This is a genomic window from Nocardia araoensis NBRC 100135, from assembly GCF_000308435.1.
Classification (GTDB): Bacteria; Actinomycetota; Actinomycetes; order Mycobacteriales; family Mycobacteriaceae; genus Nocardia; species Nocardia araoensis.
Window position 1 is genome coordinate 1 of the sequence record NZ_BAFR01000063.1, and the last position, 25492, is coordinate 25492.

Below are 25492 nucleotides of genomic sequence, written 5' to 3' on the forward strand. Positions count from 1 at the left end.
ACATCTCCATCGCCGAGCTGTCCGAGACCCAGAAGCTCGACCTCGTCCTGGTCGGCGCGAACGACCCGGAGGCGATGCTGCGGCACACCGCCGAATGCCGCGAACTCGGCATCCCGTTCGCCGCCGATCCCTCGCAGCAGCTGGCCCGTCTGGACGGCGATCAGTCCGTGCAGCTGATCGACGGCGCCGCATACCTGTTCACGAACAAGTACGAGTGGGCGCTGCTGCTGCAGAAGACCGGTCTGAGCGAGGAAGAGGTCGCCCAGAAGGTCGGCGTCCGCGTCACCACCCTGGGCGCGGAGGGCGTGCGGATCGTCGACCGCGACGGCACCGAGGTGACCGTCGGCGTCGTGCCCGAGCGCGAGAAGGTCGAGCCGACCGGTGTCGGCGACGCCTTCCGCGCCGGCTTCCTCACCGCGCACACCGCCGGGCTGAGCCTGGAGCGTTCCGCCCAGCTGGGCTCCCTGATCGCCGTGCTGGTGCTGGAGACCATGGGCACCCAGGAATGGACGCTCAACAAGGAGTCCGCGCTCGAGCGACTCACCGAGGCCTACGGCCCCGAAGCGGCGGCGGACATCAAGACGCTGCTGTAGATCGTGATGACGAAGGGCGCGCACCCCACCGGGTGCGCGCCCTTCGCGGTTTCGAGGTCAGAGCGAGACCGGGTAGACCGGCTCCTGGATCTCCGGCTTGATCCGGTCCTCGACGAAGATGCCGTGCCACACCATGAACACCAGCAGCGTCCACAGCCTGCGACTGTGATCGGCGGTCCCGGCCCGGTGCGCGACCAGCATCTCGCTGATCGCGGCCTTGTTCAGCAGGTGATCGGTCTGCGACTCCGCGATCTGCTGCCGCGCCCAGTCGTAGAGTTCCGTGCCGCGCAGCCAGTGCCGCAGCGGCACCGGGAAGCCGAGCTTGGCGCGGTGCAGCACGTGCGGCGGCACGATGCCCTCCAGTGCCTGACGCAGCGCGTACTTCGTGGTCTCCTTGGTGATCTTCTGGTCGAACGGCAGCCCCTCGGCCGCCTTCAGCACCTCGGTGTCGAGGAACGGCACGCGCAGCTCCAGCGAGTTGGCCATGGTCATCTTGTCGGCCTTGACCAGGATGTCGCCGCGCAGCCAGGTGAACAGGTCCAGGTGCTGCATCCGGGCCACCGGGTCCCAGCCGCGCGACTGCGCATACAGCGGCGCGGTGACGTCTTGGTGGGTCCACTCCGGCCGGAACTCGCGCAGCACGGCGCGCAGCTGGGCGTCGTTGAAGCTGCGGGCGTTGCCGTAGTAGCGCTGCTCGAGCGTGAGCGAACCGCGGTGCAGCAGGCTCTTGCCCCTCGTGCCGTCCGGAATCCGGTCCGACAGCTTGCCCGCCAGCCTGCGCAAGCCGCGGGGCAGCTTCTCGAAGGGCTTCAGCGACAGCGGCTCGCGGTAGATGGTGTACCCGCCGAACAGCTCGTCGGCGCCTTCACCCGAGAGCACCACCTTGACGTGCTTGCGGGCCTCCTTGGCGACGAAGTACAGCGGGACCAGCGCCGGGTCGGCCACCGGGTCGTCGAGGTACCAGACGATCTCGGGGATCGCCTGGGCGAACTCGGCGGGGGAGACCACCTTCACCACGTGGCGCGCGCCGATCGCCTCGGCGCTCTCGGCGGCCACGTCCACCTCCGAGTAGCCCTCGCGTTCGAATCCGGTGGTGAAGGTGATCAGCTTCGGGTTGTGCCGCATGGCCAGCGCCGCGACCGCGGTGGAGTCGATGCCGCCGGACAGGAACGAGCCGACGGTCACGTCGGCGCGCATGTGCTTGGCGACGGAGTCCTCGAGCGCCGCGGCGATCTCCCGGTAGCGCGCCGCCGCCGAACCCGGGGTGAACGGGCGCACCGGGAACTTCGGCGTGAAGTACCGGGTGACGACCGGCGCCGCACCGGGCCGAACGGTGGCGTAGCTGCCCGATTCCAGCCTGCGGATGTCCTTGTGCAGCGTCTCCGGCTCCGGCACGTACTGCAGCACCGTGTAGTGCTCCAGCGCCCGCGGGTCCAGCGCGTCGCTCAACCGCAGCGCGGGCAGCAGTTCCAGCAGGCTCTTCTTCTCGCTGCCGAACGCGGTGCCGCCCGGCCCGGTGGCCAGGAACAGCGGCTTGATGCCGAACGGGTCGCGGGCCAGGAACAGCTCCTGGGTCTCGGTGTCCCAGATCGCGAAGGCGAACATGCCGCGCAGCCGCCGCACCGCCTCGGGACCCCAATAGTGGAACGCCGCGACGATGGCCTCGCTGTCGCCTTCGGTCTGGAAGATCTTGCCGTCCGGGAACTCGGCGGCGTGCGCCTCGGCGAGCTCGGCGCGCAGTTCCAGGTAGTTGTAGATCTCGCCGTTGAAGGTGAGCGCGTAGCGCTCCGGCTGCTCGGGCGGGCCCCAGCGCAGCGGCTGGTGCGAGTGCTCGATGTCGATGATCGACAGGCGGTTGAAGCCGAAGATCACATGGTCGTCGTGCCAGGTGCCGCGCTCGTCCGGGCCGCGGTGGCGCACGCAGTGCAAGGCCTCGTAGACCTGCTCCACCGTGCCAGGTGCCGCCTCGTCAGATGCCAGGAATCCGAGCAGTCCACACACGGCGTCGGCAACCTCATTTCTCGCAGTCGGGATACGCGCGCACCGGATGGGGCGCAAGGGGACGAAATCTAGTGTCCGAGTATGCCGCACCCGCCGCATCCGCGCGTCGTGCGCGTCGCGGTCCGGACGGAATCGCTGGTGACGATGATCCGCGCGGGCCCGGTGAGGTGTCGAAGCCGACCCGACGACAAACGGGGGGTGTGTTTGGTCTACGCTGCGTAGTACTCAGGTCTCTCTCAGGCGACCCGCGCGAATGCGCTGGCCCGGAGGGCGCCCTGAAACGAGCTTAGGACGTATCGTCGGGGCCGATCGCAGCCCGGACGATGCACTGTCGGAATGTGTGGCGACCAGGAAGGCGTGAGCGTGGCGCACAAGGCGAGCGAAGAGATCGGGGCACGACCCGCCCGGGGTGGGCGGGGCCGCATCCTTCGGCGGGCCGGGCTGGCGGTGTCCTTGGGGATCACCGCGCTGCTCGTCTCGGGCTGCTCGATCGACAATGTTTGGCTGCGGTTCGGCTGGCCCTCGGGCGTCACGCCGCAGGCCACTCGGATGCGGGAACTGTGGACCTGGTCGGTCATCGCCGCGCTGGCGATGGGCGTGCTCGTCTGGGGCCTGACCTTCTGGACCGTCGCGTTCCACCGCAAGAAGGCCGACTCCCCGGAGTTCCCGCGCCAGACCGGCTACAACGTGCCGCTGGAGCTGACCTACACGGCGATCCCGTTCGTCATCATCGCCGTGCTGTTCTACTTCACCGTGGTCGTGCAGAACTACGTGCACGAGAAGGTGGACAACCCCGACGTCACGGTCGACGTGACCGCCTTCCAGTGGAACTGGAAGTTCGGCTACCGCAACGTCGACTTCAAGGACGGCTACCGGTTCGACGGCATCGACACCTCGCGTGAGGCGCTGAACCAGGAACAGCTCGAGGGGTACAAGGAGCGGACCAAGGACGGTCACCCGCAGCCGGGCCCGGTGCACGGCAAGCCGGAGAACGACATCCTGTCCTACCTGCACTACGACAAGGTGGAGACGATCGGCTCCAGCAACGAGATCCCGGTGCTCGTGCTGCCGACCGGCAAGACCATCGAGTTCCAGCTGGCCGCCGCCGACGTGATCCACGCCTTCTGGGTGCCGGAGTTCCTGTTCAAGCGCGACGTGATGCCCAACCCGAAGGAAAACCACTCCGACAACGTCTTCCAGATCTCCAAGATCGAGAAGGAAGGCGCGTTCGTCGGCCGTTGCGCCGAGATGTGCGGTACTTACCACTCGATGATGAACTTCGAGGTCCGCGCGGTCACGCCGGAGAAGTTCACCAAGTACCTGGACGCGCGCCAGGCGGGCAAGACCAACGCCGAGGCGCTCGAGTCCATCGGGGAATCCCCGGTCGCCACGTCCACCGCGCCGTTCAACACCAGGCGCGACACCAAGAGCGCGGCCTCGGCCGAGAGCAAGTGAGGATTGAGCTGACATGAAGATCGAAGCGCGGATTTTCGAACTGCTCACGGTGTTCTTCATCATCATCGCGTGTGTCTACGGCTTCTTCACCGGTCAGTCGCGCACCGGTGTCGAGTGGGCGGGCACCACGGCCATGGTGTTGACCGCGGGCCTGTCGCTGATCATCGGCACCTACTTCCGGTTCGTCGCCCGTCGTCTCGACCTGCGCCCGGAGGACTACGAGGACGCCGAGATCGTGGACGGCGCCGGCGACCTGGGCTTCTTCTCGCCCGGCAGCTTCTGGCCGATCACCCTGGCCGCCGCCGGTTCGGTGACCGCTCTCGGCCTGGCGTTCTTCCAGTTCTGGTTGATCGGCATCGGCGTGGTCTGCGTCCTGACCGCCGCCGCGGGGCTGGTGTTCGAGTACTACCTCGGGCCGGAGAAGCACTGAGCAGACGCACCCGAGCGGCCCATCGGAGGTTCCGGTGGGCGCGGTGGTGACAACGGCAGGGCGAAACGCTCGGTTGGGATTTCCCAGCCGAGCGTTTTCGTGTGAGCAGCCGAAATCTCGGATGTGATTCACCGGTGAACGGGCGGGGTAGCCCGAAGGTGCGGAATTCTCTGGGGCGGGAGCTCCTGCGGTGAGGACGACAGACCATGGCTGGGTTGAGCGAGGGTGTTTATCGGATCGTCAATGTCGGCACCGGTCGGGTGCTGGCGCTCGACAGCGCTGATCAGGTGACGGTGGTGGGTGAGCCGGGTGTCGAGGACGGATGGCAGCACTGGCTGTTGTCCACCGCGCCGGGATTCGGCGAAGAAGTCTGGTACATCGTCAGCGGACGCACCGGCACCAGGCTGGGGCTCGGTGCGGGGCTGGTGAGTGCGGGAGTGCAGGTCGAGTGCAGTGGCCCGCCGATGGGCTGGCGGATCATGACCGACGAAGCCGACCCCGACCGGTACCGCATCGCTGTGTGGCCCCCTTGTGAACTCGTCCTCGATCTACCCGGTGACGGCGGTGACACGGGCACCGACCGGATCGGACTGGCGCGGTACGAGCCCTCCAGCAGCAGTCAGCGGTGGCACTTCCAGCGCGCATGATTCCCGCCCGGCGCGGGCAGCCCCACATCGCGCGTCGCATCGTGGTCCAGCGTCCGGCTCATGCTGTGCTCGGTCCTCACCCGGCCTGCGCCACCATCGCGGGATCGTCCAGCATGCTCAGCAGAGGAGTGAGTCGCTGCAGTTCGTCGAGGTGGGTGGCGCTGAGTGAGACCAGGGCTTGCCTGCCCGCCTCGGTCAGGGTCAGGCGGACGACGCGGCGGTCCTTGTGCTCGCCCCGCCTGCGGGCGACGAGGCCGAGTTGCTCGGTGCGATCGATCAGTTGCACCACGCTGTGATGGCGGGCGGACAGGTAACCGGCGATCTCTCCGATGCTGGGTCCGTCCGGGTCGGAATGCCCTCGGATCGCCAGCAGCAGTTGGTGCTGAGTGTCGGTGAGCCCCGCTTCGGACGCCCGGCGCTCACTCCATCGCAGCAGCTGGCGAAGCCCGGTGCGCAACGCCAGCAGCCTCGAGTACTCCTGGTCGGTGAGGTGGGCAGGCGCGGACATCGACCCTTCCATCATGAAGTGATATTATCACAGCGTGATATATGAGTGAACGGCGATCAGGACGGCCGCGTTTCGGACCCATAGCGGGCCGCCCCGGCTCGAGAGAGCTTCGATTCGCCACTATTCGCGAAGGTGGTGGAGAGCATGAGTAGTGAAACCATGATGAGCCGGCACCCCGACATCGTGGAGTTGCGGGAGAAATACGAGCGCGCCTCGGAAGAGCCGGATGCCCAGGCGGTCACCGGCCTGCTGTTCTTGACCGGGCTCTATATCGCGATCTCCCCGTGGGTGGTCGGCTTCAACGGATTCTCGACCTTGACCGTCAACAATCTGATCTGCGGTATCGCGCTGGCGATGCTGGCACTCGGATTCGCTTCGGTGTACGGCCGGACGCACGGCATCGTCTGGGCCGCTCCGCTGATCGGCCTGTGGACGATCCTCGCTCCATGGATCGTCAGCGGGAACGTCGATACCACACGGACGATATGGAACAACGTGGTCACGGGCGCACTCGCGGTGCTGCTCGGTCTGGCTTCGATGTTCCTGGGGATGAGCCGGACCGGGCGACACACCGGTCAGGGACCCGGTGCGGGCGCGACTCGAACTCCGCGAGCGTCCGGGCTTCCGCCGGAGACGACCACACGGTGAAACGGGATTCGCACCGGCGGTAACCCAGGAGTTCCGGCTCGCTCGAACACAGGTCCGCCCGCCGTTGCGTGAGCATCGCGGCGGGCGGTGGCCGGACCGTCGAGCCGCTACTCCGCTTCGTACCGCAGCGCGTTCTCCGAGCGGCAGATCTCCTCGATGCCGGAGACGATGTCGCGCAACAGTTCCGACGGGAGCGCGGCGGGCCGGAGGCGGCAGGTGAAGGTGATCAGGCCGTGGTCTTCGGCGGGCAGGCCGCGGGCGGCGGATTCGGCGCGCAGGTAGCGGGAGCGGACGCCGTAGGTCATCGCGGAGATGACGGTGAAGCAACCGGTGCGTTCGCGGTGGCCGGAGAACAGGTCGTGCAGGCGGTAGAACACCGACGTATAGCTCGACAGGGGCGCGAAAATGCCCACCCGGTAGGCGGGACCGCGCTCGGAGGAGCTGAGCGCCGTATCGGCCAGATACTCGGCATCGCGGAGGGTCTGCACCTTCGGCGCGAACAGCACCGCGCCCGCGGCCGCGTTGCGCACGGGCATGCCCGCTTTGCCGGGCGCGGCCGAGGCGATGGCGCCCAGCGATTTCCGCGCGCGTGACCCGACCTCGCGGCGGGCGCGCAGCCCTCTGGTCGGCGCGGTGGGGTACAGGCTCGACCACTGTCCGAACCGGACGGTGCCCAGCTGCACGTGGCCGGTGCCGACCGGGCGCGCCACCTTCAGCGGCGCTGTGTCGACCCAACGGCCCACCTGCAGTTCGGCATTGCCGGGCCGCAGGATCTCCGCGTAGGCATGCTCGACGAAGGAGTCGAAGTCGAGGAACCGATCGGCGTTGGTGGTCAGCCAGGTGCGTTCCTTGTCGATCTCGATCGCGTCCAGGGTGAGCGCGGTGATGATGCCCGCCCGGCCGCCCGCGCCCAGGATGCGCTGGAACCGCTCGGTGTGGTGGGTGCGCCCGCAGGTGCCGATGCGCCCGTCGGTGTCCACGTACTCCAGATCGACGATCTGGTCGATGAACAGGCCGTGCTTGTGTGACGCCGCGCTGACGCCGCCGACCGACGCGAAGCCGCCCGCGGTGATGTCGCGGTGGTCGCCGACGATGGGCAGGCCGAGGCCGTGCGCGCCGAGCCTGCGGTCGATATCGGAGAGTTTCGCGCCCGCCTGCACCCGGACGGTGCGCCTGCCCAGGTTGATGTCCAGCACCTGATTCATCCGGCGCAGCGACACCACGGTCGGCTGGGCGGGCAGCGCGAGCCCCTCGTCGATCAGCTCGCCGCCGCGCACCATCAGCCGTTCCGATCGCCCGCGTGAATCCCGCACCGTGCGAACGACATCGGCGGTATCGCGGGGGAGGTATTCCTCGGCGTTGGAGACAATTTGCGGCGTGCTCATGGCAGAAAAGCTAACCACAGCGCGGCCCGCGCCGCTCCCCCGAACTGGGGTGTCACCGCGACGCGGGCGCAAGGCTCTTACTGAACAGGACGGATCCGGCGGCGTCGCACAGATCGACGGTGAGTTCCCTTGACTTTCCGTCGATGCGCACCTCGCCGAAATGCTGGAAGGCATCCAGCGGCGAACTGTTCTGCACCGGCGGAGCGTGCACGTAGACCGCCTCCGGACCGAACGTGCCGTCGAGCTGGTTCGGGCCGAACGCACCCGCGTTGAGCGGCCCGGAGACGAACTCCCAGAACTCCTCGAAGTCGGTGAAGGCCGCGCGCGCGGGTGAATAGCGGTGCGCCGCCGTGTAGTGCACGTCGGCGGTGAGCCAGACGACATTGGCCACCTTGTTCGCCTTGATGGACGACAACACCTGGGCGATCTCGCGTTCCCGGCCCGACGGTGCGCCGGGATCACCGTTGGCGGGCCCCTCGAAAGCAGTGGTGTTCTTCTGCTCGCCGTCGGGGACGACCAGGCCGAGCGGCAGATCGTTGGCGATGATCTTCCAGGTGGCGGTGGATTCGCGGAGGCTGTCGATGAGCCACCTGGTCTGCGCCGGGCCGAAGATGCGGCCGTCGGGTCCGTTGTTCGCGTTGTTGGCGTCCTTGTTCGTGCGCATGTCCAGCACGAAGACGTCCAGCAGCGGACCGTAGGCGATCTTGCGATACAGGCGCCCGTCCACCGCCTCCCTCGGCTCCAGTGGCATCCACTCGTGGAAGGCCTGCCAGGAGCGGGTGGCCAGGGTGTCCATGGCGCGTTCGGCGTAGCCCTTGGATTCGGCGACGAGTCCGCCCGGGTACCAGTTGTTCACCGTCTCGTGGTCGTCCCACTGCACCAGTTGGGCGACCGAACTGTTGAAGCGGCGGTAGTTCTCGTCGCTCAGGTTGTAGGCGTAGTTGCCGCGGAACTGATCGAGCGTCTGCGCGACAGCGCTTTTCGCCTCGCTCACCACATTGCGCCAGATCCGGCCGTCGGGCAGGGCGACCGATTCCCGTAGCGGTCCGTCGGCGTAGATGGAGTCGCCGGAGTGCAGGAACAGGTGCGGGTCGCGGGCGGCCATGGCGGCGAAGATCTTCATGCCGCCCAGCTCCGGGTTGATGCCGTAGCCCTGGCCCGCGACGTCGCCGGACCACTGGAGCCGGATGTCCGCCGCGGCGGTGGGCGCGGTGCGGAAGACTCCGGTGACCGGTTCCGAGGTGGCGCCGTCCTCGCCACGGAGCGTCACCCGGTAGTGCACCTGCGTTCCGGCGGGCAGGCCGTTGACCCGTACCCGGCCGGTGCCGTCGGAGTCCGGGGTGAGCAGCGGCCCGGTGAAACTCCTGGGGTCGGCGAACGATTCCGTCGCGGCCGTTTCCACGATCAAGGTGGCGGGGCGATCGGCGCGGGCCCAGATCAGTGCGCCGTCCGCGCGTGGATCGCCCACCGCGACACCGTGCGTGAGCACCGGCCGCTGCCGGACCAGCGCCGGGCCGTCGCCCGGCGAGCATGCCGCCAGCGCCGGGGCGGCCACGAGTCCGAGCGCGGAGGCGCGCAATACGGTGCGCCGGGATGGTCTCGAGTCCGAGCCGGTCATGAAGCAACCCTGACGCAACTACGTCAACGGCGCGTGAACGGTCCGGGTCCGTGTGGACAACAAGCAGCGCTCAGTGCGCCAGGCGGGCAATGCGGTGGTGCAGTTCGCCCGCCCAGTCCACGCCGCCCAGGTGCTGGTAGTCCACCCACAGCGCGTCGAACACGTCTCGGCCCTCGGAGAGCCGGCCACCGCGTTTGTCCGCTTCCAGGACCACGCTCATGCCGGTCTCGGTCGGAACGAAAGTCACCTCGAGCTGGTTCAAGCCGGGGTAGTGCGGCGAACCCGCGAACTCGATCTCTTGGTAGAACGGCAGCGTCTGGGGCGTGTTGTGCACCCGGCCCGATTCCACGTCCGCGCTGCGCAGGTGGAATCCCAACTGTTCCACCGCTTCCAGCAGCACGTGCTGGGCGGGCAGTGCGCCGACGCCGATCGGGTCGGTGTCGGCGGCGTTCACCGCCCCGTGGATCTCCACGATCGTGCGCAGCGAGACCACCGTGCCGGGCAGGTGCCGTCCGTTGTAGAACGTGATCGGTGTTTCCATCGGAGCGCGGGCCGCGAAGCGGAACTCCAGCGGCGCGCCCTCGGGCAGATGCAGCGGTCCGTGCACACCCGTACGGCCGAAGGCGATGTCGCGCACGCCTTCGTGCTCCTCGTACTCCTGCTCGGCCCTGGTCACGAACTCGACGGCCACGTGGGTGATCTCCTGCGCGACGGAACCGCCCCGCAACCGGATCACGCCCTCCGCAGTGCCCCCGGGTTGCACACCCGGGGTGAACAATTCGGTCTGCACCTCGGCCCCGCCGACCCCGGCCGCCGCCAGCAACTTCTTGAACATGCTCGTACTTTCGCCGCGCCGTCTTACCGAAGGCTTGTCATTACCTTGTCGCCCTGGACTACTCGGTCGAGTCCAGGTTGTTTTCGACGCCGCAGTCGCCGTCGACGGCGTACGGCGGACTTACCGGACGCCCGCGGGCATGAGGCCGCCTGCCAGTACGGTCGAGGGGCGCACGTCAGCCGACTCGACGATGCCGCGCTCGACTGTGATGCAGCGATCAGCCCGCGGCGGTGTCCGGGATGCGGACGGGAACGGCGGCGGGGCGGCTGCCGCTGGGGACGCCCTTCTTCAGGCTGTGGGCGTAGACGTCGACGTACTCCTGACCGGTGAGCTGCATCAGCTCGTACATGACCTCGTCGGTGACGGCGCGCTCGACGAAGCGGTTGCCGCCCATGCCCTCGTAGCGGGAGAAGTCGATGGGCTCACCGAACTTGACGGTGACCTTCCTGCGACGCCAGCGGAACGGTCCGGGCGGGCTCACCTCGTCGGTGCCGATGACCGCGACCGGGATGACGGGCACGCCGGTCTCCAAAGCGAGGCGGGCCAAGCCGGTCTTGCCCTTGTACAGGCGACCGTCGGGGGAGCGGGTGCCCTCGGGGTACAGGCCGACCAGACGGCCTTGGTCGAGCAGCTTGCGGGCGGCGTTCAGCGCGTCCTCGGCAGCGTCGGCGCCGCTGCGGTCGATCGGGTACTGGCCCGTAGCGCTGAAGAAGAACTTCTGGAACCGGCCCTTGATGCCCGGGGTGGTGAAGTACTCGGCCTTGGCGAGGTAGTTGATCCGCCGCGGACTCAGCAACGGAGCGAACAGCCAGTCGGCGAAGGAGAGGTGGTTACCCGCCATGATGGCCGGCCCGTCCGCCGGAATGTTCTCCACACCTTCGACCGTAGGCCGGTTGTAGAGATGAATGAACGGTCCCAGCAGCACGTACTTCAGCAGCCAGTAGAACATGACGTCCTTCCCCCGGGACCGGGATAGTTGCGGGCACCTGCTTCAATTGCCGACTTTACCGCCGGTGCAAGATCACATCCAACCGCAGCGGCGAATCTCACCACACTTCGGCACCGACGCCGACCGATGCTGACAGTCGGCGTGTCGCGGCAGGCCACGAAGGTTGTGGCCGGCGCTGTCACCGGCTGGTCCGTGCTATGCGCGCGGACTTGCGCGCGCCGGAGGGAAGGGCCGCCCTGGCGAGGTCCGCGGCGCCGATCATGCCCGCGGCCTCGCCGAGCTGGGTGGTCCGGATGCGAGCCAGCGGGCGGTGTCCCGCGCCCGTGATCGCGCGCGCGTACTCCTCGCGCGCCTCGTCCAGGAACAGCGGAGCGGAACTGCTCACCCCACCGGCGATCACCACCAGGTCGGGGTCGAAGAGGTCGCTGACGAACGCCAGTCCGAGCCCGAGCCAGCGCGCGAAGTCGGCCATCACCCGCACGGCCAGCGGATCGCCGTCCTGCGCCGCTCCCGCCACCCGCCGTCCGGTCAGCGAGCCCGGATCGCGCGCCACGTCCCTCGCCAGCACGGAACGCACCGTGTCGCTGGCCATCATCTCGATGGCGGTTTCCGCCAGCGCGGTTCCGCTGCAGTAGCGCTCCCAGCACCCCCGCTTGCCGCACGGGCAGGCCCGCCCTTGCGGAACGACCTGCAGATGACCCAGTTCCGGCGCGACACCGTGCGTGCCCCGGTACAACTGGCCGTCGATGAGCAGGGCGGCGCCGATGCCGGTGCCGATCGCGACGAGCACCACGTTGTGCCCGCCCGCGGCGGCGCCGAACCGGTACTCGGCCCACATCGCCGCGTTGGCGTCGTGTTCCAGGATCACCGGCAGTTCCAACCGTTCGGTGAGCCGCTGGGCGACCGGGGCGTCCTGCCAGGGCAGGTGCGGGGCGAACCGGACGGTGGAGCGATCACCGTTGATGAACCCGGCGACCGCAAGGCCGACCGCGCCGATGGGGTGCCTGCCGGACAGGTCGCGCACGGCCCGGTCCAGCGCGTCCTCCAGCGCTCGCGCGGAATGCGGCGTCGGCGCTTGGACCGTGTCCAGCACCTCGCCGCCGTCGTCGATCACCGACGCCCGAATGTTGGTGCCGCCGACGTCGATTCCGACGGTCAGCGGTCGCGTACCGGCCATCTGGTGCGTCATACCTTGATCGTCACGGGAATGTCGACGTAACGAGGGCCCTCGCCGTCCTCCGGTGGTCCGTGGCGATGCGGCGCGCCGGTCTCCGGGTCGGTGTCGGTGGGCATGACGGGTTCGACCGGCACGCCCGCCAGCGCTTCGCGCAGCACGGTGACGATCGCGGTGCCGTGATCGGCGATCGCGGCCAGCACGTCGTGGTGCTCCCCGCGCACGAGCGCCGCGGCCGCGCACACCGGGCACCAGCTGCAACTGGACCACTCGACCTGTCCGTCGGCCGCGCGCCGCAGCACCGGCTCGACCCGCTCCAGCACCGCCTCGGCCAGCAGCTTCAGTTCCTCGGCGAATTCGGCGACACCGTCCGGCGCGGTGTGGCCGCCGACCTTGTCGCCCCCCGGCGAGTGCGGATCACCGGTCATGTCCGTCACTTTCCGACGTGTGCGCCCAGACCCGCGGGTCCGGCCGGAAGCGGACCACCAGGTATCCGTCATCGAGCTCGGCGCCGTCGACCGTGCACCGCCGCAATACCGGCGCCAGGCGCACCCGCCGCCGCACACCGTCCGCTCCCACGATCAAATCGTCCTCCACTCGGCCAAGGCGCAATGTGGCGGCGTCGACCACCGGCAGATGCATGCGCAGGGCGTACACCGATTGCAATCCGGTGCCGGATTCCAGGAGAACCAGCGGTTCGCCGGAACTCGCGTCGACCTCCGTCCGATTGTCGCTCAGCATAAGCGCAGCGCCCCCGGTGTCGCCCGCCGAGTCCATCGCGTACGACAGCGCGGCCAGCGAGTTCGGGCCGATCGGCTCCGGACCGGCGTGCCGCGCGATCACCACCGGTATACCCGGCATCGCACTGCGCAACTCGGCGATGACCTCCGATTGCTCGCCGCGCCGGTTCGAATACCACTGCACCGCCGGATGTTCGGCTCCGCCGGGCGCCGCCAGGTCGGGCAGCACCTTGTTCACCACCACGGCGTCCAGTCGCAGGCCCAGCAGCGCCGCGGCGGAACGCACCCGCTGCGATTCGGCCACGGCGACCCGCTCGGGGAGCGTGACCAGTCGAGCTCGCGTCCGCCGGTGATCGGCGAGCAGATCGCGAACTTCCGTGACCGCCTGGACGATTCGTTCCACCGTGGCCGCCAGTACGGCGCGCCGCAGGTCGGTGCCGACGGCGCTCATCGCCCGCGCGTGCGGCGGCCAGATCCGTTCGACGTAACCGAGCAGGGTCCCCGGTGCGGTGACGATGCGCAGCATGTCCGCCGAGGGCGGGCAGTCGACGACGATCAGATCCCAGTCGTCCTCCGCGGCGAACTGGGTGATCTCCACCAGCATCAGCAGTTCCTGTACGCCGGGCAATCCGGTCAGCTCCGCCGGATCCAACGCGGCGAGGTCGAAACCGTGTTCGTGCCCGCGGCCGGTGGAGATCAGGCGCACGACGTCGCGGAACCGGTCCTCCAGCAGCGCGAGCGAATCGATCTCGATCACGTCCAACCCGGGCAGCACGGTGGCCACACCGGTGACGGTGCCCGGATCGTGCGGGAACCGGAAACCCAGCGCGTCGCCCAGCGAATGCGCCTGATCGAGCGAGGCGACCAGCACGCGACGGCCCGACCTGGCCTCGGCCACGGCGGTGGCGCACGCGAGCGTGGTCTTGCCCACCCCGCCCTTGCCGATGAACAGCTCGACCCGGGTCTTGTGCGCGGTCAGCCTTCGACCCGTTTCTTCAGTTCCTTCAGCGCGGTGTCGGTGATCACTTTCTCGGCCTTGCGCTTGAACATGCCGATCATCGGGATGTTCAGATCCACGGTCAACGTGTAGACGACCTCGGTGCCACCGGGCCGATCGATCAGCTCGTAGGTGCCGTTCTGCGCTTTCTGCAACTCGCCGCTGAGCAGCCGCCAGCTGACCGCCTTGCGGTCGGCGCGCCAGTCGTAGGACAGGACGTAGGTGTCCTTGACCACTCCGGCGTCCAGCACGAACCGCGCGGTCTTGGCCAAACCGTCCGGCCCCACCTCCAGGACCTCCACCGACTTCGCCGCCGATACCCACTGCGGGTAGGACTCCAGGTCGGCGATGACGGACATCACCTGCTGCGACGGGGCCTCGATGACGATCGATCTCTGGGTCCGGTCGGCCATGCGGACAGCGGTTCCTTTCAGCGTCGGTGCTGGTAGATCAAGGCTGGGGCGCGGGAGTGACACCGGCGGGGCGGCCCGCCTCCAACCGGGACTTCACCTCGAACGACATGTTCTTGCCCGCGACCCGGCGCGCCCGGTTGGCGGCGGCGAGTTTGCCCGCCGGGAGCGCGGGCTCCGGCTCGGCGTGCAGGAAATAGTGCAGGATCACCCCGTCGAGCGCGGGCTCCAGCCACACCTCCATGGTCCCGGTCAGGCCACCGGACACCGACCAGCGGATGCCCTTCTCGGCCCGATCCTCCCTGACCTCCAGGGACAGGTCCGGCCACCAACGGCGCCAATTGCTCGGTCCCGCCAGCAGCTCGGCCACGGCGGCCCCCGGTGCGGCGACGAAGGTCTGGTCTGCGACCTGGATACTGCTCACTCCGCTGAGCGTAGTAGATGCGACGCGGATCACCGCAGCAGCTGTCGCAGGCGCGCGCCCAGGCTGTCCCAGCGCCACTGCTGCTCGACGAACGCGCGCCCCGCAGCGCCCATCCGCGCGGCGGCATCCCGGTCCGACAGGATCTCCACCAGCGCGTCGGCGATCTGCTGCACGGAACGGCCGTCCACCACCCGACCGGTCTTGCCCTCGATCACGGTCTCCGGCGCGCCGCCGGAATTGCCCGCGACCACCGGGACGCCGGACGCCGAGGCCTCCAGGTAGACGATGCCCAGCCCCTCCACGTCCAGCCCAGCGCCCCTGGTCCGGCACGGCATGGCGAAGACGTCCGCCAGCGTGTGATGCGCGGCCAGCTCGCCGGACGGGACGCGGCCGGTGAACACCACGTCCTCGGTGACGCCCGCGGCCACCGCGAGGGCGCGCAACTTCTCCTCGAAGGGGCCCCCGCCCGCGATCACCAGAACCGCGCCGCGCACTCGCTCGCGGATCTCGCGCATCGCCAGGATCAGCGCGTCCTGCCCCTTACGCGGCACCAACCGGGACAGGCACAGGATGGTCGGTCGGTCGCCAAGGCCGTAGCGGTCGCGCAGCTCGGCGCGCGCGGCCGGATCCGGGCGGAAGACCTCGGAGTCCACGCCGGGCGGCAGATACTCGAGCGCCGCGTTCGGGCCGAACGCGGACGCGAACCGGCGGCGGGTATAGCGGCTGACGTAGGTGACCACGTCGGTGTGCTCGCCGATGGCCCGCAGCGCCTGCCTGGCCCCCGGCAGCATCGACCACCCGACCTCATGGCCGTGGGTGCTGGCCAGAATGCGTTCGGCGCCCGCACGACGCAGCGCGGGCGACATCAACGCCAGCGGCGCCGCCGCCCCGAACCACACCGTGTCGCACTGCTCGCTGCGCAGCAGCCGCGCGGCGCGGCGCAGTACCAGCGGAGTCGGCAGCATCAGCGTGGTGGGATGGCGAATGACCTGGAACTTCTGCCGGGCATCGAACTTCAGATGGCTGTCGCCACGCCAGCGCGGAGCGTAGACCACGAGGTCGTCCGGCGGCAGCTCACCGGCCAAAGCCTGCAGATACGACTGGATACCGCCCGGCCGCGGCGGGAAATCATTGGTAACCAGCAAAGTTCGGGCCATGCGCAACAAAATACTGGGTTGAATTTGCCGCGACTTCGTCGCGGGCCGCGAACGGCGGATGCTCGGTCTCGCTTCGCTCGGAAGAAGTGGTGGGGGTGCGCTGGGCGCGTCTGTCTGTCAGCTCTGGGCGTGGTGCGCGCGGCGGAGTGGGTGGTCGGGGCTCGGGGTGTTCGAACCGGCGTTCTGAGGGAGTGCCGGGTCGGTTGACCGTTTGCGCCGCGCGTCTCACCCGCCGCGCAGGCCGGGGTAGGGACCACGACTTCGGGAGTAGTTCGGTGCCGAGCGCACCACTTTGCGTAACGGCGGTTCGGATCCGGTGCGCTCGCGCTGTCAGTGCGGGTCACGCGGTCCGGGTGCGGAGCCACTCGCGCCAGTCGTCGACGAACTCGGTGCGGGTGGTGCCGAGGACTTCGCGGAGGATGGCGTCTTCGGTGGCTGGGTCCTGTTTGCCCGCAGCGATGCGGCGGTAGAGCTGGACGAGGTGGGCCTGGTCGTACTTCTCGGCGACGAAGGCGCAGATCGACCAGGCCTTTTCATACGTGAAGGCGGCGTCGGGGCCGGAGAAGTCGGTATCGGGCGGCAGACCCTCGGGAATGCGGCCGGCGTGCGCATGCGCGGTGAGCGTGGGAGCGATGTCGGCGAACCGCTGGTTCTCGCGATGGTGCGCGGTGTAGTCGGCGAATCCTTCGAGCATCCACAGCGGGGCGCCGTCGACGGTGTCGGCGCGGGCGGCGATGTGGGTGAGTTCGTGCCGCAGCAGGGTGGCCATACCCTCGGGATCGAGGCGGCGTCCGGTGTCGGGACCGAAGACGACGCGCTGGCCGGTGGGCCGACTGCCCGGCGTGAACGGGTCGGCGACGGAGGCGGCGGCGACTTCGGCGGGCAGGAGACCGGGTGAGCGCAGCAGGGCCGCGAATTCGGAGGGCGACGAGGCGACGACGACGAGCGCGGACTGTGCCCAGGCGGGACCCCAGACGTCGGTCACCGCGGCGGTGGCGTCGGCGAGTTCACGTTCCAGGACGTCTATTTCGATTCGCTGGTCGGGATGGCCGACGACCAGGGATCGCCGACCGTCTCCGATCGGCACCTGGCGGGCGATGATCGCTCCGAACGGTTCGACGATGCGCCGCACCTCGGCCAGCCTGGGATCGGCGGCCGCCGCCTGCCCCACCGCCTCGGTCGCCCCGGGCTCCGCGGCCCGCAGTTTCGGCAGCACCGTGTTCGGCAACATGATCAGCGCGACGCACACGCCGGTGAGCACCACCACCGTCGCGACGGTGAGACAGAACTCGAATCGCCGCCGCGCCGACCACCAGGCGCGCAATCGCCGCATGCCGGTCATCGGCGCGCCCCGGCCGGGGATACGGCGGTGCCGCGCCGACCGCGGGGGCGGCTCACCGTCGCCCGTCGCCGGTCGCTCGGGCCGTGGGTAATCCGGTGCCGCTGGTTGGCTCGCTCACGGCCTCTAGTATCGCCGAGCCGAATGGAACGGCGTCGAGCCCATGGGTGCGACCGCGACCGGCACGCCGAAGGTGGAGGCGTGCAGCATGAGTCCGTTGCCCGCGTAGATGCCGACGTGCGAGATGTCGGAGTAGAAGAAGACGACGTCGCCGGGCTGCAGATCCTCCTTGGCCACGGGCGTGCCGTAGGTGGCCTGCTGCGAACTCGTCCTCGGCACGTTCTTGCCGACCTGCTTGAACGCCCACTGGACGAGGCCGGAGCAGTCGAACTGGTTCGGACCGGTGGCGCCCCAGACGTAGGGGTCGCCGACCCGCGTGAGCCCGGCCGCAAGCGCGCTGGTCCCGCTGCCGGGGACGAGGCCCTGCAGGAGGCTGTCCCGGTCGAAGCCGGGCGGGAACGGCGATCCGGCGAGGGCCGACTTGTCCTTGGCCGACAGCGTGCCCCAGGCCTGCACCACCTCGGCGATGGCGCCGCCGAGGTCGCTGCGCTTGTGTTCCAGATCGATGCGCACCGCGTCGGCTTTCTGCGCGGCGGAACGGGCCGCGTCGGCGGCGGCGCGAGCCGACGATTCGGCAGCGGTCGCGGCGTCGGTGGCCTTCTTGTAGTGGTCGAGCTGCTCGGAGGTCTGCGCTGCGACGACGTCCAGCGTGGACATCTGATCCAGCAGTTGCTGCGGTGAGTCGCTGACCAGCACGGCGAACAGGCGATTGGTGCGGGCGCCCTGGTAGGCCGCGATGGCGGTGCGGTCGATGACCGGCTGATACCGGCGGACCTCGTCCCGTGCCTGGTTCACCAGATCGGTGCTGGCGGCCAGCCTGGCGTCGGCGTCCCGCTGAACGGCGAGCTTGGCCTCCAATTCGGCTTCCGCGCCCAGCGCCTGCTGATTGAGCTGTTCGGACTGGCGAGACAGATCGATCATCCGCTGCACGGCTTCCGTGGCGGTCGAGGGAAGCGCTACCGGGTCCGCTTCCGCCGGGCCGCCGCCGTAGAGACCGGCGGCCAGCAATCCGGCTGCCAGCGTCCCTCCCACCAGACGTTTGGTCTGCTGTCTCCGGTGATGCTCAGCCACAGCCCGCGGTGCCCCGTTCTCTTGTGAAGCGATCTCTCAGCGAAACCGACGCGGAATGCCTTCGACGAACCCGTGGTTTGCGCCGGGCGAACCCGGGTACTCAGTGGAAGGTCTCGGTTAGGTTACGGAACGGCCCGCGTCGATGTCCAGTAGAGAACGAAACGATCACAGGGCCGTGGTGCGGTCGGGCCGCGATCTCGCGGCCCGACCAGCTGCTTCTCAGAAGCGGCGAGCGCCAGCGATCGGCATGGAGGAGATCGGCGCCACCTTCACGGGCTGGCCCGAGGTGGACGCGTGCACGACGTTGCCGTCACCGGCGTAGAGGCCGGAGTGGCTGCCGCCGTAGAAGGAGACGAGGTCGCCCGGGCGCAGATCGTCCAGGGACACAGGGGTGCCCGCGGCCAGCTGCGCGCCGCTGGTGCGGGGCAGCTCGACACCCGCCTGGCGGTAGGACCACTGGACCAGGCCGGAGCAGTCGAACGCGTTCGGGCCCGCCGCGCCGTAGACGTACGGCGAGCCGACCTTGCTCAGCGCGGCGTCCAGCGCGATGTCGCCGGAGGACCTGGGTGCGGCGAAGGGGAGGGGAGCGGGACCGGGCAGCTCGAGGCCCGGGATGCCCGGCGGGACCGGAACCTCGTTCGGGACGTCGAAGGTCCCCACACCGGGGATGGTCACCGGCTGGGCCGACGCGGGGGCTGCGGGCAGCAGGAACGCGCCGATGGTGGCAGCGCCGACGGCCCCGGCGGCAACAGCGCGCTTCGCGTGACGCTTGGCGGCGTTGGTCGTCATGATGCGGTACTCCCAATCTGCCTCACGACGCCGCACCCGGTGGTGCCGCGGACTTCGTCGGCGCCGCACCGGTCGGCGCGGCGGACTCCGTGAGGTCTCGAGAAGGTTACGAACACATCACGGTCGTTTGTAAAGCGTCGACAGAGCGAAAAGGGGTTGCTCAACAATTTCACCGGCAAATGGATGTGAGATACGTCCCACCGAATCACGAAAAGATAACGGCAGTGAAATCGCCGGATGGGCACACCGTTGGTCAAGGTTTCGTCGCGGGCAGGAGCGGGGGCTGCAGCTGGGTGATTCGCGCAGTGTTTTGCCAGGTAGATCCGGATTGTCGGCCATAGGTGCCGGTATGGTCGCCGCTTCGTACGCCGTAGAGCCGATTGTCGCCGACACGCCCGGCGGTGATCATTTGCCTTCGGCGCGACTCGCGGCAATGTTTGATACAGTTTTGAACCTTATGTGATCTGAGTCTCTTTTTCGCATTTCTAGATCATTTCCCGGGTATCGCCCCGGAATCCCCACGGTGTTATTCGGACATTTCGTGGCGTATCCGCGCGCCCCGTTCCTGTCGGACCGTGGCTCTACGCTGCTCGCCGTGTCCGATCCCGCGCCGCGCCGAGCCGTACAGCAGCTGGCTTTCGACGAGCTCGACACTCCCCTGTACGACACGACTTTCGTGGTCGTGGACCTGGAGACCACGGGAACCAGTCCCGGAGCCGACGGCATCACCGAGATCGGAGCGGTGAAGGTGCGCGGCGGCGAGGTGCTCGGCGAGTTCGCGACGCTGGTCAACCCGGGACGCGAGATCCCGCCCGCGATCGTGCACGTCACCGGCATCACCACCGCGATGGTGTACGCCGCGCCGCGGATCGAGGCGGTGCTGCCCGGCTTTCTCGAGTTCGCCGCGGGGGCGGTGCTGGTCGCGCACAATGCGCGGTTCGACATGGCGTTCCTGCGCGCCGCCGCGGCGCAGTGCGACACCCCTTGGCCCGCCGCGCAGGTGTTGTGCACCGTGAAGCTGGCGCGACGGGTGCTCGGGCGCGACGAGGCGCCCTCCGTTCGGCTGAGTTCGCTGGCCCGGCTGCTCGGCGCCGCCACCCAGCCGACGCACCGAGCACTGCAAGACGCCCGCGCGACCGTCGACGTGCTGCACGCGCTGATCGCTCGGGTCGGGAACCAGGGCGTCCACAGTCTCACCGAGCTGCTCGACTATCTGCCCGACGTCACGCCCCGGCAGCGCTCGAAACGCGTCCTCGCGGCCGACCTCCCCGCCGCTCCGGGGGTGTATCTGTTCCGCGGTCCTTCCGATGAAGTCCTATATATAGGTACGGCGGTGAACTTGCGCCGCCGCGTCCGCAATTACTTCACCGGTTCGGAGACCCGGGGGCGGATGAAAGAGATGGTGTCGCTGGCGATTCGGGTCGACCACGTGGTGTGCGCTCACGCGCTCGAGGCGGGGGTACGCGAACTGCGCTTGTTGGTGGCGCACACCCCGCCCTACAACCGCCGGTCGAAGTTCCCGAAGCGGGCCTGGTGGCTCACCCTCACCGATGAGCCGTTCCCGCGGTTCGCGGTGGTGCGCGACCCCGGCCGGGATGCCCTGGGACCGTTCCACTCTCGCAACGACGCCGCCGATCTGGGCGTGATCATCGCCGAATTCACCGGGTTGCGCACCTGCACGGCGCGGCTGTCGCGTAAGGCGGTGCACGAGTGCCCGCCCGCACTGGTGGGTGGATGTCCGGCGGGCTCGGAAGGAAAGCCGTTGGACATGACGCAGTACGCCGCCGCTCCCGCGCTCGTGCGCGCGTTGTTCGCCGGGCGCAGCGACGCGCCGGTCCGGTTCATGCTCGACCGCATCGAAACGTATTCGCGCGCGGAACATTTCGAGGCGGCGGCGCGGCTGCGCGATCGGGCGGCGCGAGTGGTGCGCGCGCTACGGCGCACTCAGCGACTGGCCGCGGTGGCGCGCATCGCCGAACTCATCGCAGCGCATCCCGACGGCGGCGGCGGGTGGGAGTTCGCGGTCATCCGGTACGGCCGCCTGGCCGGTTCCGGCACCGCCGCGCGCGGTGTTCCGCCGATGCCGGTCGTGGAGCAGATCGTCGCCGCCGCCGAGACGGTCGTTCCGACCGGTGTGGCCATTTCCGGCGCGTCTCCGGAAGAAGTGGCGCTGATCGCCCGCTGGCTGGCCCGGCCAGGGGTCCGGATCGTGCGGACCACGGACGGATATCACGAGCCGATGTCCGGCGCGGCACGCTGGCTGGGCTGGGCGGAACTGGCCGACGCCGCGGTCCGCGCCCAACCGACCGAGCAGGGTTATCTGAACCGCTTAGGCTGAGCCTCATGATTACCGCGATCGTCTTGATTCACGCCGACAACGGCCGCATCCCGGAGACCGCGCAGGCGGTGGCGGACACCCAGGGCGTCACCGAGGTCTACTCCTGCGCCGGTGACGTGGACCTGATCGCGATCGTGCGGGTACGCGACCACGAGCAGATCGCCGACGTGGTGACCGGCCGGATCGACAAGACGCCGGGTGTCCTGCGCACCACCACGCACATCGCGTTCAAGTCGTATTCCCGCGCCGAAGTGGAGGCCGCGTTCTCGCTCGGCGAGTAACCCCTCAGTCCGCCACCCGCACACTGCGCACCGCGAAATAGGCGCCGTCGTTCGGCGGCAGCACGACGACATCGCCCGAGCAATCCGGCGACTCGTACAGCTGCGCGACGCCGTCGGTGCGGTTGCGGATCTCCACGTCGGACCCGTCGCCGACCTCCAGGCAGCCGACCGGGTTCTCGTACACGGCGCCGTCGGCGAACAAGGCGCCACCGGCCGCGTGCGCTCCGGGAGCGGCGGCGATGCCCGCGGCGGCGAGGAGGGGCGGAAGTAGCGGAACAAAGGATCGCATGTCGGTGCTCCTCGTCGGTCGAACCGATCGGCGCGGTGCCCGGCGGACTCGGCATGCGCCGAATTGCCCGGCCGACGTTACCGGCCGCGACCATCCCGGCCGTGGCCTTCGCTCAGGTCAGCGTGTCGGCGAACCTCGGTGGTCCGCGTCAGCTGTCGCCCAGTGTCTGCGTCAGCTTCGCCCAGCGCTCCAGTAGCGCGGCGGCCGCGCCCGTGTCGATCGCCTCGGCGGCGCGTTCCACGCCTGCCGCGAGCGCGGCGTGCAGGTCCGCATCCGGATCACCCACTCCCCGCGACCAGTCGTAGGTCACGATCGCCGCGGCCGAATTCACCAGCACCGCGTCCCGGACCGCGCCGGCGTGGCCGGCGAACACGTCGCGGGCCACGCCCGCGTTCACCTCGGCGTCGCCGCCGCGCAGCGCGTCCAGATCGACCCGCGAGATGCCGATGCGGGTCGGATCGATGGTGGCCTGTCGCGTTCGTCCGCCCGAAACGACCCACGCCTCGGTGGTGTCCGAGGTGGTGATCTCGTCGAGACCGTCGTTGCCGCGTACCACCAGCGCGCTCGCGCCGCGCTCGGCGAACACGCCCGCGATCACGGGCAGCAGATCGGGGAACGCGCAGCCGACCAGCCCGGCGCGCGGCTGCGCGGGGTTGGTCAGCGGCCCCAGCACGTTGAAGACGGTCGGAATGCCGATCTGGCTGCGCGCCGCGCCCGCGTACCTGAGGGCGGGATGGAACACGGCCGCGAAGCAGAAACCGATGCCGACTTCCCGTACGCAGCGCGCCACCGCCTGCGGACCGAGCGCGAGCTTCACGCCCAGCGCCTCCAGCACGTCGGCGCCGCCGCTCTTCGACGATGCGGCCCGGTTGCCGTGCTTGACCACCGGGACACCGGCCGCGGCCACCACGATCGCGGACATGGTGGAAATGTTCACCGAGCCGGACCGATCACCGCCGGTGCCGACGATGTCGACCGCGTCGCCATCGATCCGCACCAGCCGCGCGTGCTCGAGCATGCCGGTGGCCAGGCCGGTCAGCTCGGCGGGAGTGGGGCCCTTGATCTTCATTGCGACGCCGAACGCCGCGATCTGCGCGGTGGTGGCGTTGTCGGACATGATCTCGCTCATCGCCCACGCCGTGTCGTCCGCGGCCAGGTCGCCACCGTCGGCGAGGGTTCCCAGCACCTGGGGCCAGCTGCGCACGCTCATTCCACACTTCTCCCGTCACACTGGTCGCGACCTGTCCCGGCACACCGGTTCGCACCAGTTTGTCCGCAAGGAGCCTAGTGCGCGACCGGTTATGCCGGAGTGTGTGGTGCCGGCGCCGGTTGCAGGGCGTCCCAGCCGACGGCGACGCCATCGTGACGCTGGGCGAGGCCGGCCATGCGGGAGCGCTCCTGGGAGCAGTGCAGGGCGTCGAGCAGTTGGACGCGCCGCAGGATCACCGTCTCGAACTCGTCGGTGCCAGGACCGTCGTCCTGCGGCGCGGGGGAGTTGCCACAGTCCCTGCGCCACCTGAACCTTCATCTCAGCTTCTCCTTACCCTCGCCTGTCATGCTGGCCGGGCGTTCGTCCGCGGGTGCGACTCGTTCCACCGGCACGCAGCTCGCTCATACCGGCCCCTGCCTGGTCGAGAGCCCGTCTTTTCCTGCGTTTTCCGACACGGAGGAACGAGTTTCGTACCCGGGTACGGCCGTCGTACTACGACGAGTCATACTTACCCCCGTGACGACCGCAGTAGGGACCCCAGGATCGGCCATTACCCAGCGTGTGCATTCGCTGAACCGGCCCAACATGGTCAGCGTCGGTACCATCATCTGGCTGTCGAGCGAGCTGATGTTCTTTGCCGGCCTGTTCGCGATGTACTTCGTCGCCCGCGCCCAGGCGCACGGTAACTGGCCGCCGGAGCCGACCGAGCTGAATCTGAAGCTCGCAGTGCCGGTCACGACCGTGCTGGTCGCGTCGTCGTTCACCTGCCAGATGGGCGTGTTCGCCGCGGAGAAGGGCGACGTGTTCGGCCTGCGCCGCTGGTACGTCATCACTCTGATCATGGGCGCGTTCTTCGTCGGCGGCCAGGGCTACGAGTACATGAACCTCGCGCACGAGGGCACCACGATCTCCAGCAGCTCCTACGGCTCGGTGTTCTTCATCACCACCGGCTTCCACGGTCTGCACGTGATCGGCGGTCTGATCGCGTTCGTGTTCCTGCTCATGCGCACCAAGGTCAGCAAGTTCACCCCCGCGCAGGCCACCGCCGCGATCGTCGTCTCCTACTACTGGCACTTCGTCGACATCGTGTGGATCGGGTTGTTCGCCACGATCTACTTCGTCCGCTGATCGTGGTCGCCGCGCCGCCTCGGCGGGCGCGGCGCGACCCGAGATCTTTCGCACAAGTCGGTTCCGTCTACTCCAAAGGGACACAGATGAGTTCATCTCCCCCGTCAGCGCCAGAGCCCGCCAGCCCCGGGAACGGCCAGGCCAGCAAGACGCGCAGGCAGCGGCGCGTTCGCCGTCGCATCGCGGGCGGACTTGCGCTGCTGGTGGGCCTGGTCGGAGCAGGCTTCCTGGCATCGGCCCTCACGCCGGACCCGCAGCGAGCCACCGCGCACGAGGACCAGTCCGCGCTCATCCGCGAGGGCGAGCAGCTCTACGACACGTCCTGCATCACCTGCCACGGTGCGAACCTGCAGGGTGTGGCCGACCGCGGTCCCAGCCTGATCGGCGTCGGCGAGGCCGCGGTCTACTTCCAGGTGTCCTCCGGCCGCATGCCGATGGCCCGTAACGAGGCGCAGGCGCAGCGCAAGCCGCCGAAGTTCGACGCCCACCAGACCGACGCGCTGAGCGCGTTCGTGGCTGCGCACGGCGGCGGTCCGACCGTGGTCCGCGACGCCAACGGCGAGGTCGCCCAGGAGTCGATGCGCGGCGACGACATCGCCCGCGGCTCGGAGCTGTTCCGGATGAACTGCGCGTCCTGCCACAACTTCACCGGACGCGGCGGCGCGCTGTCCTCCGGTAAGTTCGCGCCGCCGCTGGAACCGGCGAGCGAGCAGCAGATCTACGCCGCGATGCTCACCGGCCCGCAGAACATGCCGAAGTTCTCCGATCGCCAGCTGAGCGCGGAGGAGAAGCGCGACATCATCGCCTACGTCAAGAACGCGACCGAGGAGCACAGCCCGGGCGGCTGGGATCTCGGCGGGTTCGGTCCCGCGACCGAGGGCCTGGCCATCTGGGTGGTCGGCATCACGCTCGTCGTCGGCGCCGCGATGTGGATCGGATCCAGGTCATGAGCAATA

General features: G+C 69.1%; 26 protein-coding genes. 9 read left to right on the forward strand and 17 right to left on the reverse strand.

All coding sequences use genetic code 11. The features are described 5' to 3' along the window. A partial coding sequence (locus ON21_RS08690) for a PfkB family carbohydrate kinase (RefSeq protein ID WP_039797036.1) occupies positions 1-593 on the forward strand: 593 nt, incomplete at its 5' end. A gap of 57 nt (positions 594-650) precedes the next feature. Here the strand turns inward: ON21_RS08690 and asnB are convergent. Further along, the gene (gene asnB / locus ON21_RS08695; protein ID WP_039797038.1) at positions 651-2594 is read right to left on the reverse strand and encodes an asparagine synthase (glutamine-hydrolyzing); all 1944 of its coding nucleotides are present in this window, start codon (positions 2592-2594) and stop codon (positions 651-653) included. Between the two features lie 336 nt (positions 2595-2930). Between asnB and ctaC the strand changes: the two genes are divergently transcribed. From ctaC to ON21_RS08710, 3 genes are all read left to right on the forward strand, one after another. Continuing rightward, a complete protein-coding gene (gene ctaC / locus ON21_RS08700; protein ID WP_245562514.1) occupies positions 2931-4049 on the forward strand; it encodes an aa3-type cytochrome oxidase subunit II in 1119 nt (372 codons plus the stop codon). Between the two features lie 13 nt (positions 4050-4062). Further along, positions 4063-4479, forward strand: a complete 417-nt coding sequence (locus tag ON21_RS08705) for a cytochrome c oxidase subunit 4 (protein ID WP_039797039.1) — start codon at positions 4063-4065, stop codon at positions 4477-4479. A 215-nt stretch (positions 4480-4694) separates the two neighbouring features. Next, positions 4695-5126 (forward strand): RICIN domain-containing protein, encoded by a 432-nt coding sequence (locus ON21_RS08710; RefSeq protein ID WP_039797040.1) that lies wholly within the window; start codon positions 4695-4697, stop codon positions 5124-5126. 76 nt (positions 5127-5202) lie between these two features. On the opposite strand, the gene ON21_RS08715 is transcribed toward ON21_RS08710, so the two are convergent. Further along, complete coding sequence (locus ON21_RS08715) at positions 5203-5649, reverse strand: MarR family winged helix-turn-helix transcriptional regulator (protein ID WP_063821034.1); 447 nt, start codon at positions 5647-5649, stop codon at positions 5203-5205. Between the two features lie 129 nt (positions 5650-5778). On the opposite strand from ON21_RS08715, the gene ON21_RS08720 reads away from it, so the two are divergent. After that, the gene (locus ON21_RS08720) at positions 5779-6282 is read left to right on the forward strand and encodes an SPW repeat protein (RefSeq protein WP_083880487.1); all 504 of its coding nucleotides are present in this window, start codon (positions 5779-5781) and stop codon (positions 6280-6282) included. Between the two features lie 107 nt (positions 6283-6389). On the opposite strand, the gene ON21_RS08725 is transcribed toward ON21_RS08720, so the two are convergent. The 13 genes from ON21_RS08725 to ON21_RS08785 all read right to left on the reverse strand — a co-directional run bounded on the left by ON21_RS08725 (position 6390) and on the right by ON21_RS08785 (position 19290). Next, on the reverse strand, positions 6390-7667 hold the full coding sequence (locus ON21_RS08725) for an FAD-binding oxidoreductase (RefSeq protein WP_039797041.1): 1278 nt from the start codon (positions 7665-7667) through the stop codon (positions 6390-6392). 52 nt (positions 7668-7719) lie between these two features. Beyond that, positions 7720-9285: an alkaline phosphatase D family protein gene (locus tag ON21_RS08730; protein WP_039797042.1), complete on the reverse strand. Its 1566-nt coding sequence runs from the start codon at positions 9283-9285 to the stop codon at positions 7720-7722. Between the two features lie 70 nt (positions 9286-9355). After that, on the reverse strand, positions 9356-10120 hold the full coding sequence (locus ON21_RS08735) for a sporulation protein (protein ID WP_039797043.1): 765 nt from the start codon (positions 10118-10120) through the stop codon (positions 9356-9358). A 217-nt stretch (positions 10121-10337) separates the two neighbouring features. Next, positions 10338-11069: a lysophospholipid acyltransferase family protein gene (locus tag ON21_RS08740; protein WP_039797044.1), complete on the reverse strand. Its 732-nt coding sequence runs from the start codon at positions 11067-11069 to the stop codon at positions 10338-10340. A gap of 178 nt (positions 11070-11247) precedes the next feature. Next, complete coding sequence (locus ON21_RS08745; protein ID WP_039797045.1) at positions 11248-12258, reverse strand: ROK family protein; 1011 nt, start codon at positions 12256-12258, stop codon at positions 11248-11250. Further along, complete coding sequence (locus ON21_RS35690; RefSeq protein WP_051020498.1) at positions 12255-12671, reverse strand: hypothetical protein; 417 nt, start codon at positions 12669-12671, stop codon at positions 12255-12257. Before ON21_RS35690 ends, ON21_RS08745 begins: the two co-directional genes overlap by 4 nt. Beyond that, on the reverse strand, positions 12661-13962 hold the full coding sequence (locus tag ON21_RS08755) for an ArsA family ATPase (protein WP_306307687.1): 1302 nt from the start codon (positions 13960-13962) through the stop codon (positions 12661-12663). The genes ON21_RS35690 and ON21_RS08755 overlap by 11 nt, the downstream gene beginning before the upstream one ends. Beyond that, positions 13959-14393 (reverse strand): SRPBCC family protein, encoded by a 435-nt coding sequence (locus ON21_RS08760; protein WP_039797046.1) that lies wholly within the window; start codon positions 14391-14393, stop codon positions 13959-13961. The genes ON21_RS08755 and ON21_RS08760 overlap by 4 nt, the downstream gene beginning before the upstream one ends. Positions 14394-14430: 37 nt before the next feature. Then, on the reverse strand, positions 14431-14814 hold the full coding sequence (locus ON21_RS08765) for a hypothetical protein (protein WP_039797048.1): 384 nt from the start codon (positions 14812-14814) through the stop codon (positions 14431-14433). Between the two features lie 29 nt (positions 14815-14843). Further along, positions 14844-15971, reverse strand: a complete 1128-nt coding sequence (locus tag ON21_RS08770) for a glycosyltransferase family 4 protein (protein WP_039797050.1) — start codon at positions 15969-15971, stop codon at positions 14844-14846. Positions 15972-16311: 340 nt separating this feature from the next. Beyond that, positions 16312-17313 (reverse strand): hypothetical protein, encoded by a 1002-nt coding sequence (locus tag ON21_RS08775; RefSeq protein ID WP_039797051.1) that lies wholly within the window; start codon positions 17311-17313, stop codon positions 16312-16314. 123 nt (positions 17314-17436) lie between these two features. Then, on the reverse strand, positions 17437-18501 hold the full coding sequence (locus tag ON21_RS08780; protein WP_039797053.1) for an NlpC/P60 family protein: 1065 nt from the start codon (positions 18499-18501) through the stop codon (positions 17437-17439). A 219-nt stretch (positions 18502-18720) separates the two neighbouring features. Next, positions 18721-19290, reverse strand: a complete 570-nt coding sequence (locus tag ON21_RS08785; protein WP_039797055.1) for a C40 family peptidase — start codon at positions 19288-19290, stop codon at positions 18721-18723. Positions 19291-19885: 595 nt separating this feature from the next. Here ON21_RS08785 and ON21_RS08790 point away from each other — a divergent pair. Next, the gene (locus ON21_RS08790) at positions 19886-21628 is read left to right on the forward strand and encodes a DEDD exonuclease domain-containing protein (protein ID WP_039797100.1); all 1743 of its coding nucleotides are present in this window, start codon (positions 19886-19888) and stop codon (positions 21626-21628) included. Positions 21629-21633: 5 nt separating this feature from the next. Beyond that, on the forward strand, positions 21634-21909 hold the full coding sequence (locus ON21_RS08795; protein ID WP_039797057.1) for an Lrp/AsnC family transcriptional regulator: 276 nt from the start codon (positions 21634-21636) through the stop codon (positions 21907-21909). Positions 21910-21913: 4 nt separating this feature from the next. Here the strand turns inward: ON21_RS08795 and ON21_RS08800 are convergent, their stop codons facing one another. Together ON21_RS08800 and trpD are read right to left on the reverse strand one after the other, a co-directional pair. After that, on the reverse strand, positions 21914-22198 hold the full coding sequence (locus tag ON21_RS08800; protein WP_051020501.1) for a hypothetical protein: 285 nt from the start codon (positions 22196-22198) through the stop codon (positions 21914-21916). Between the two features lie 148 nt (positions 22199-22346). Beyond that, positions 22347-23408, reverse strand: coding sequence for an anthranilate phosphoribosyltransferase (trpD, locus tag ON21_RS08805; RefSeq protein ID WP_039797059.1), 1062 nt, complete (start codon positions 23406-23408; stop codon positions 22347-22349). 516 nt (positions 23409-23924) lie between these two features. On the opposite strand from trpD, the gene ctaE reads away from it, so the two are divergent. Beyond that, entirely contained in the window at positions 23925-24536 is a 612-nt protein-coding gene (ctaE, locus tag ON21_RS08815; RefSeq protein WP_039797061.1) for an aa3-type cytochrome oxidase subunit III, read from the forward strand. Positions 24537-24622: 86 nt separating this feature from the next. Continuing rightward, positions 24623-25486 (forward strand): cytochrome bc1 complex diheme cytochrome c subunit, encoded by an 864-nt coding sequence (gene qcrC / locus ON21_RS08820; protein WP_083880485.1) that lies wholly within the window; start codon positions 24623-24625, stop codon positions 25484-25486. The last annotated feature ends 6 nt before the right edge of the window (positions 25487-25492 follow it).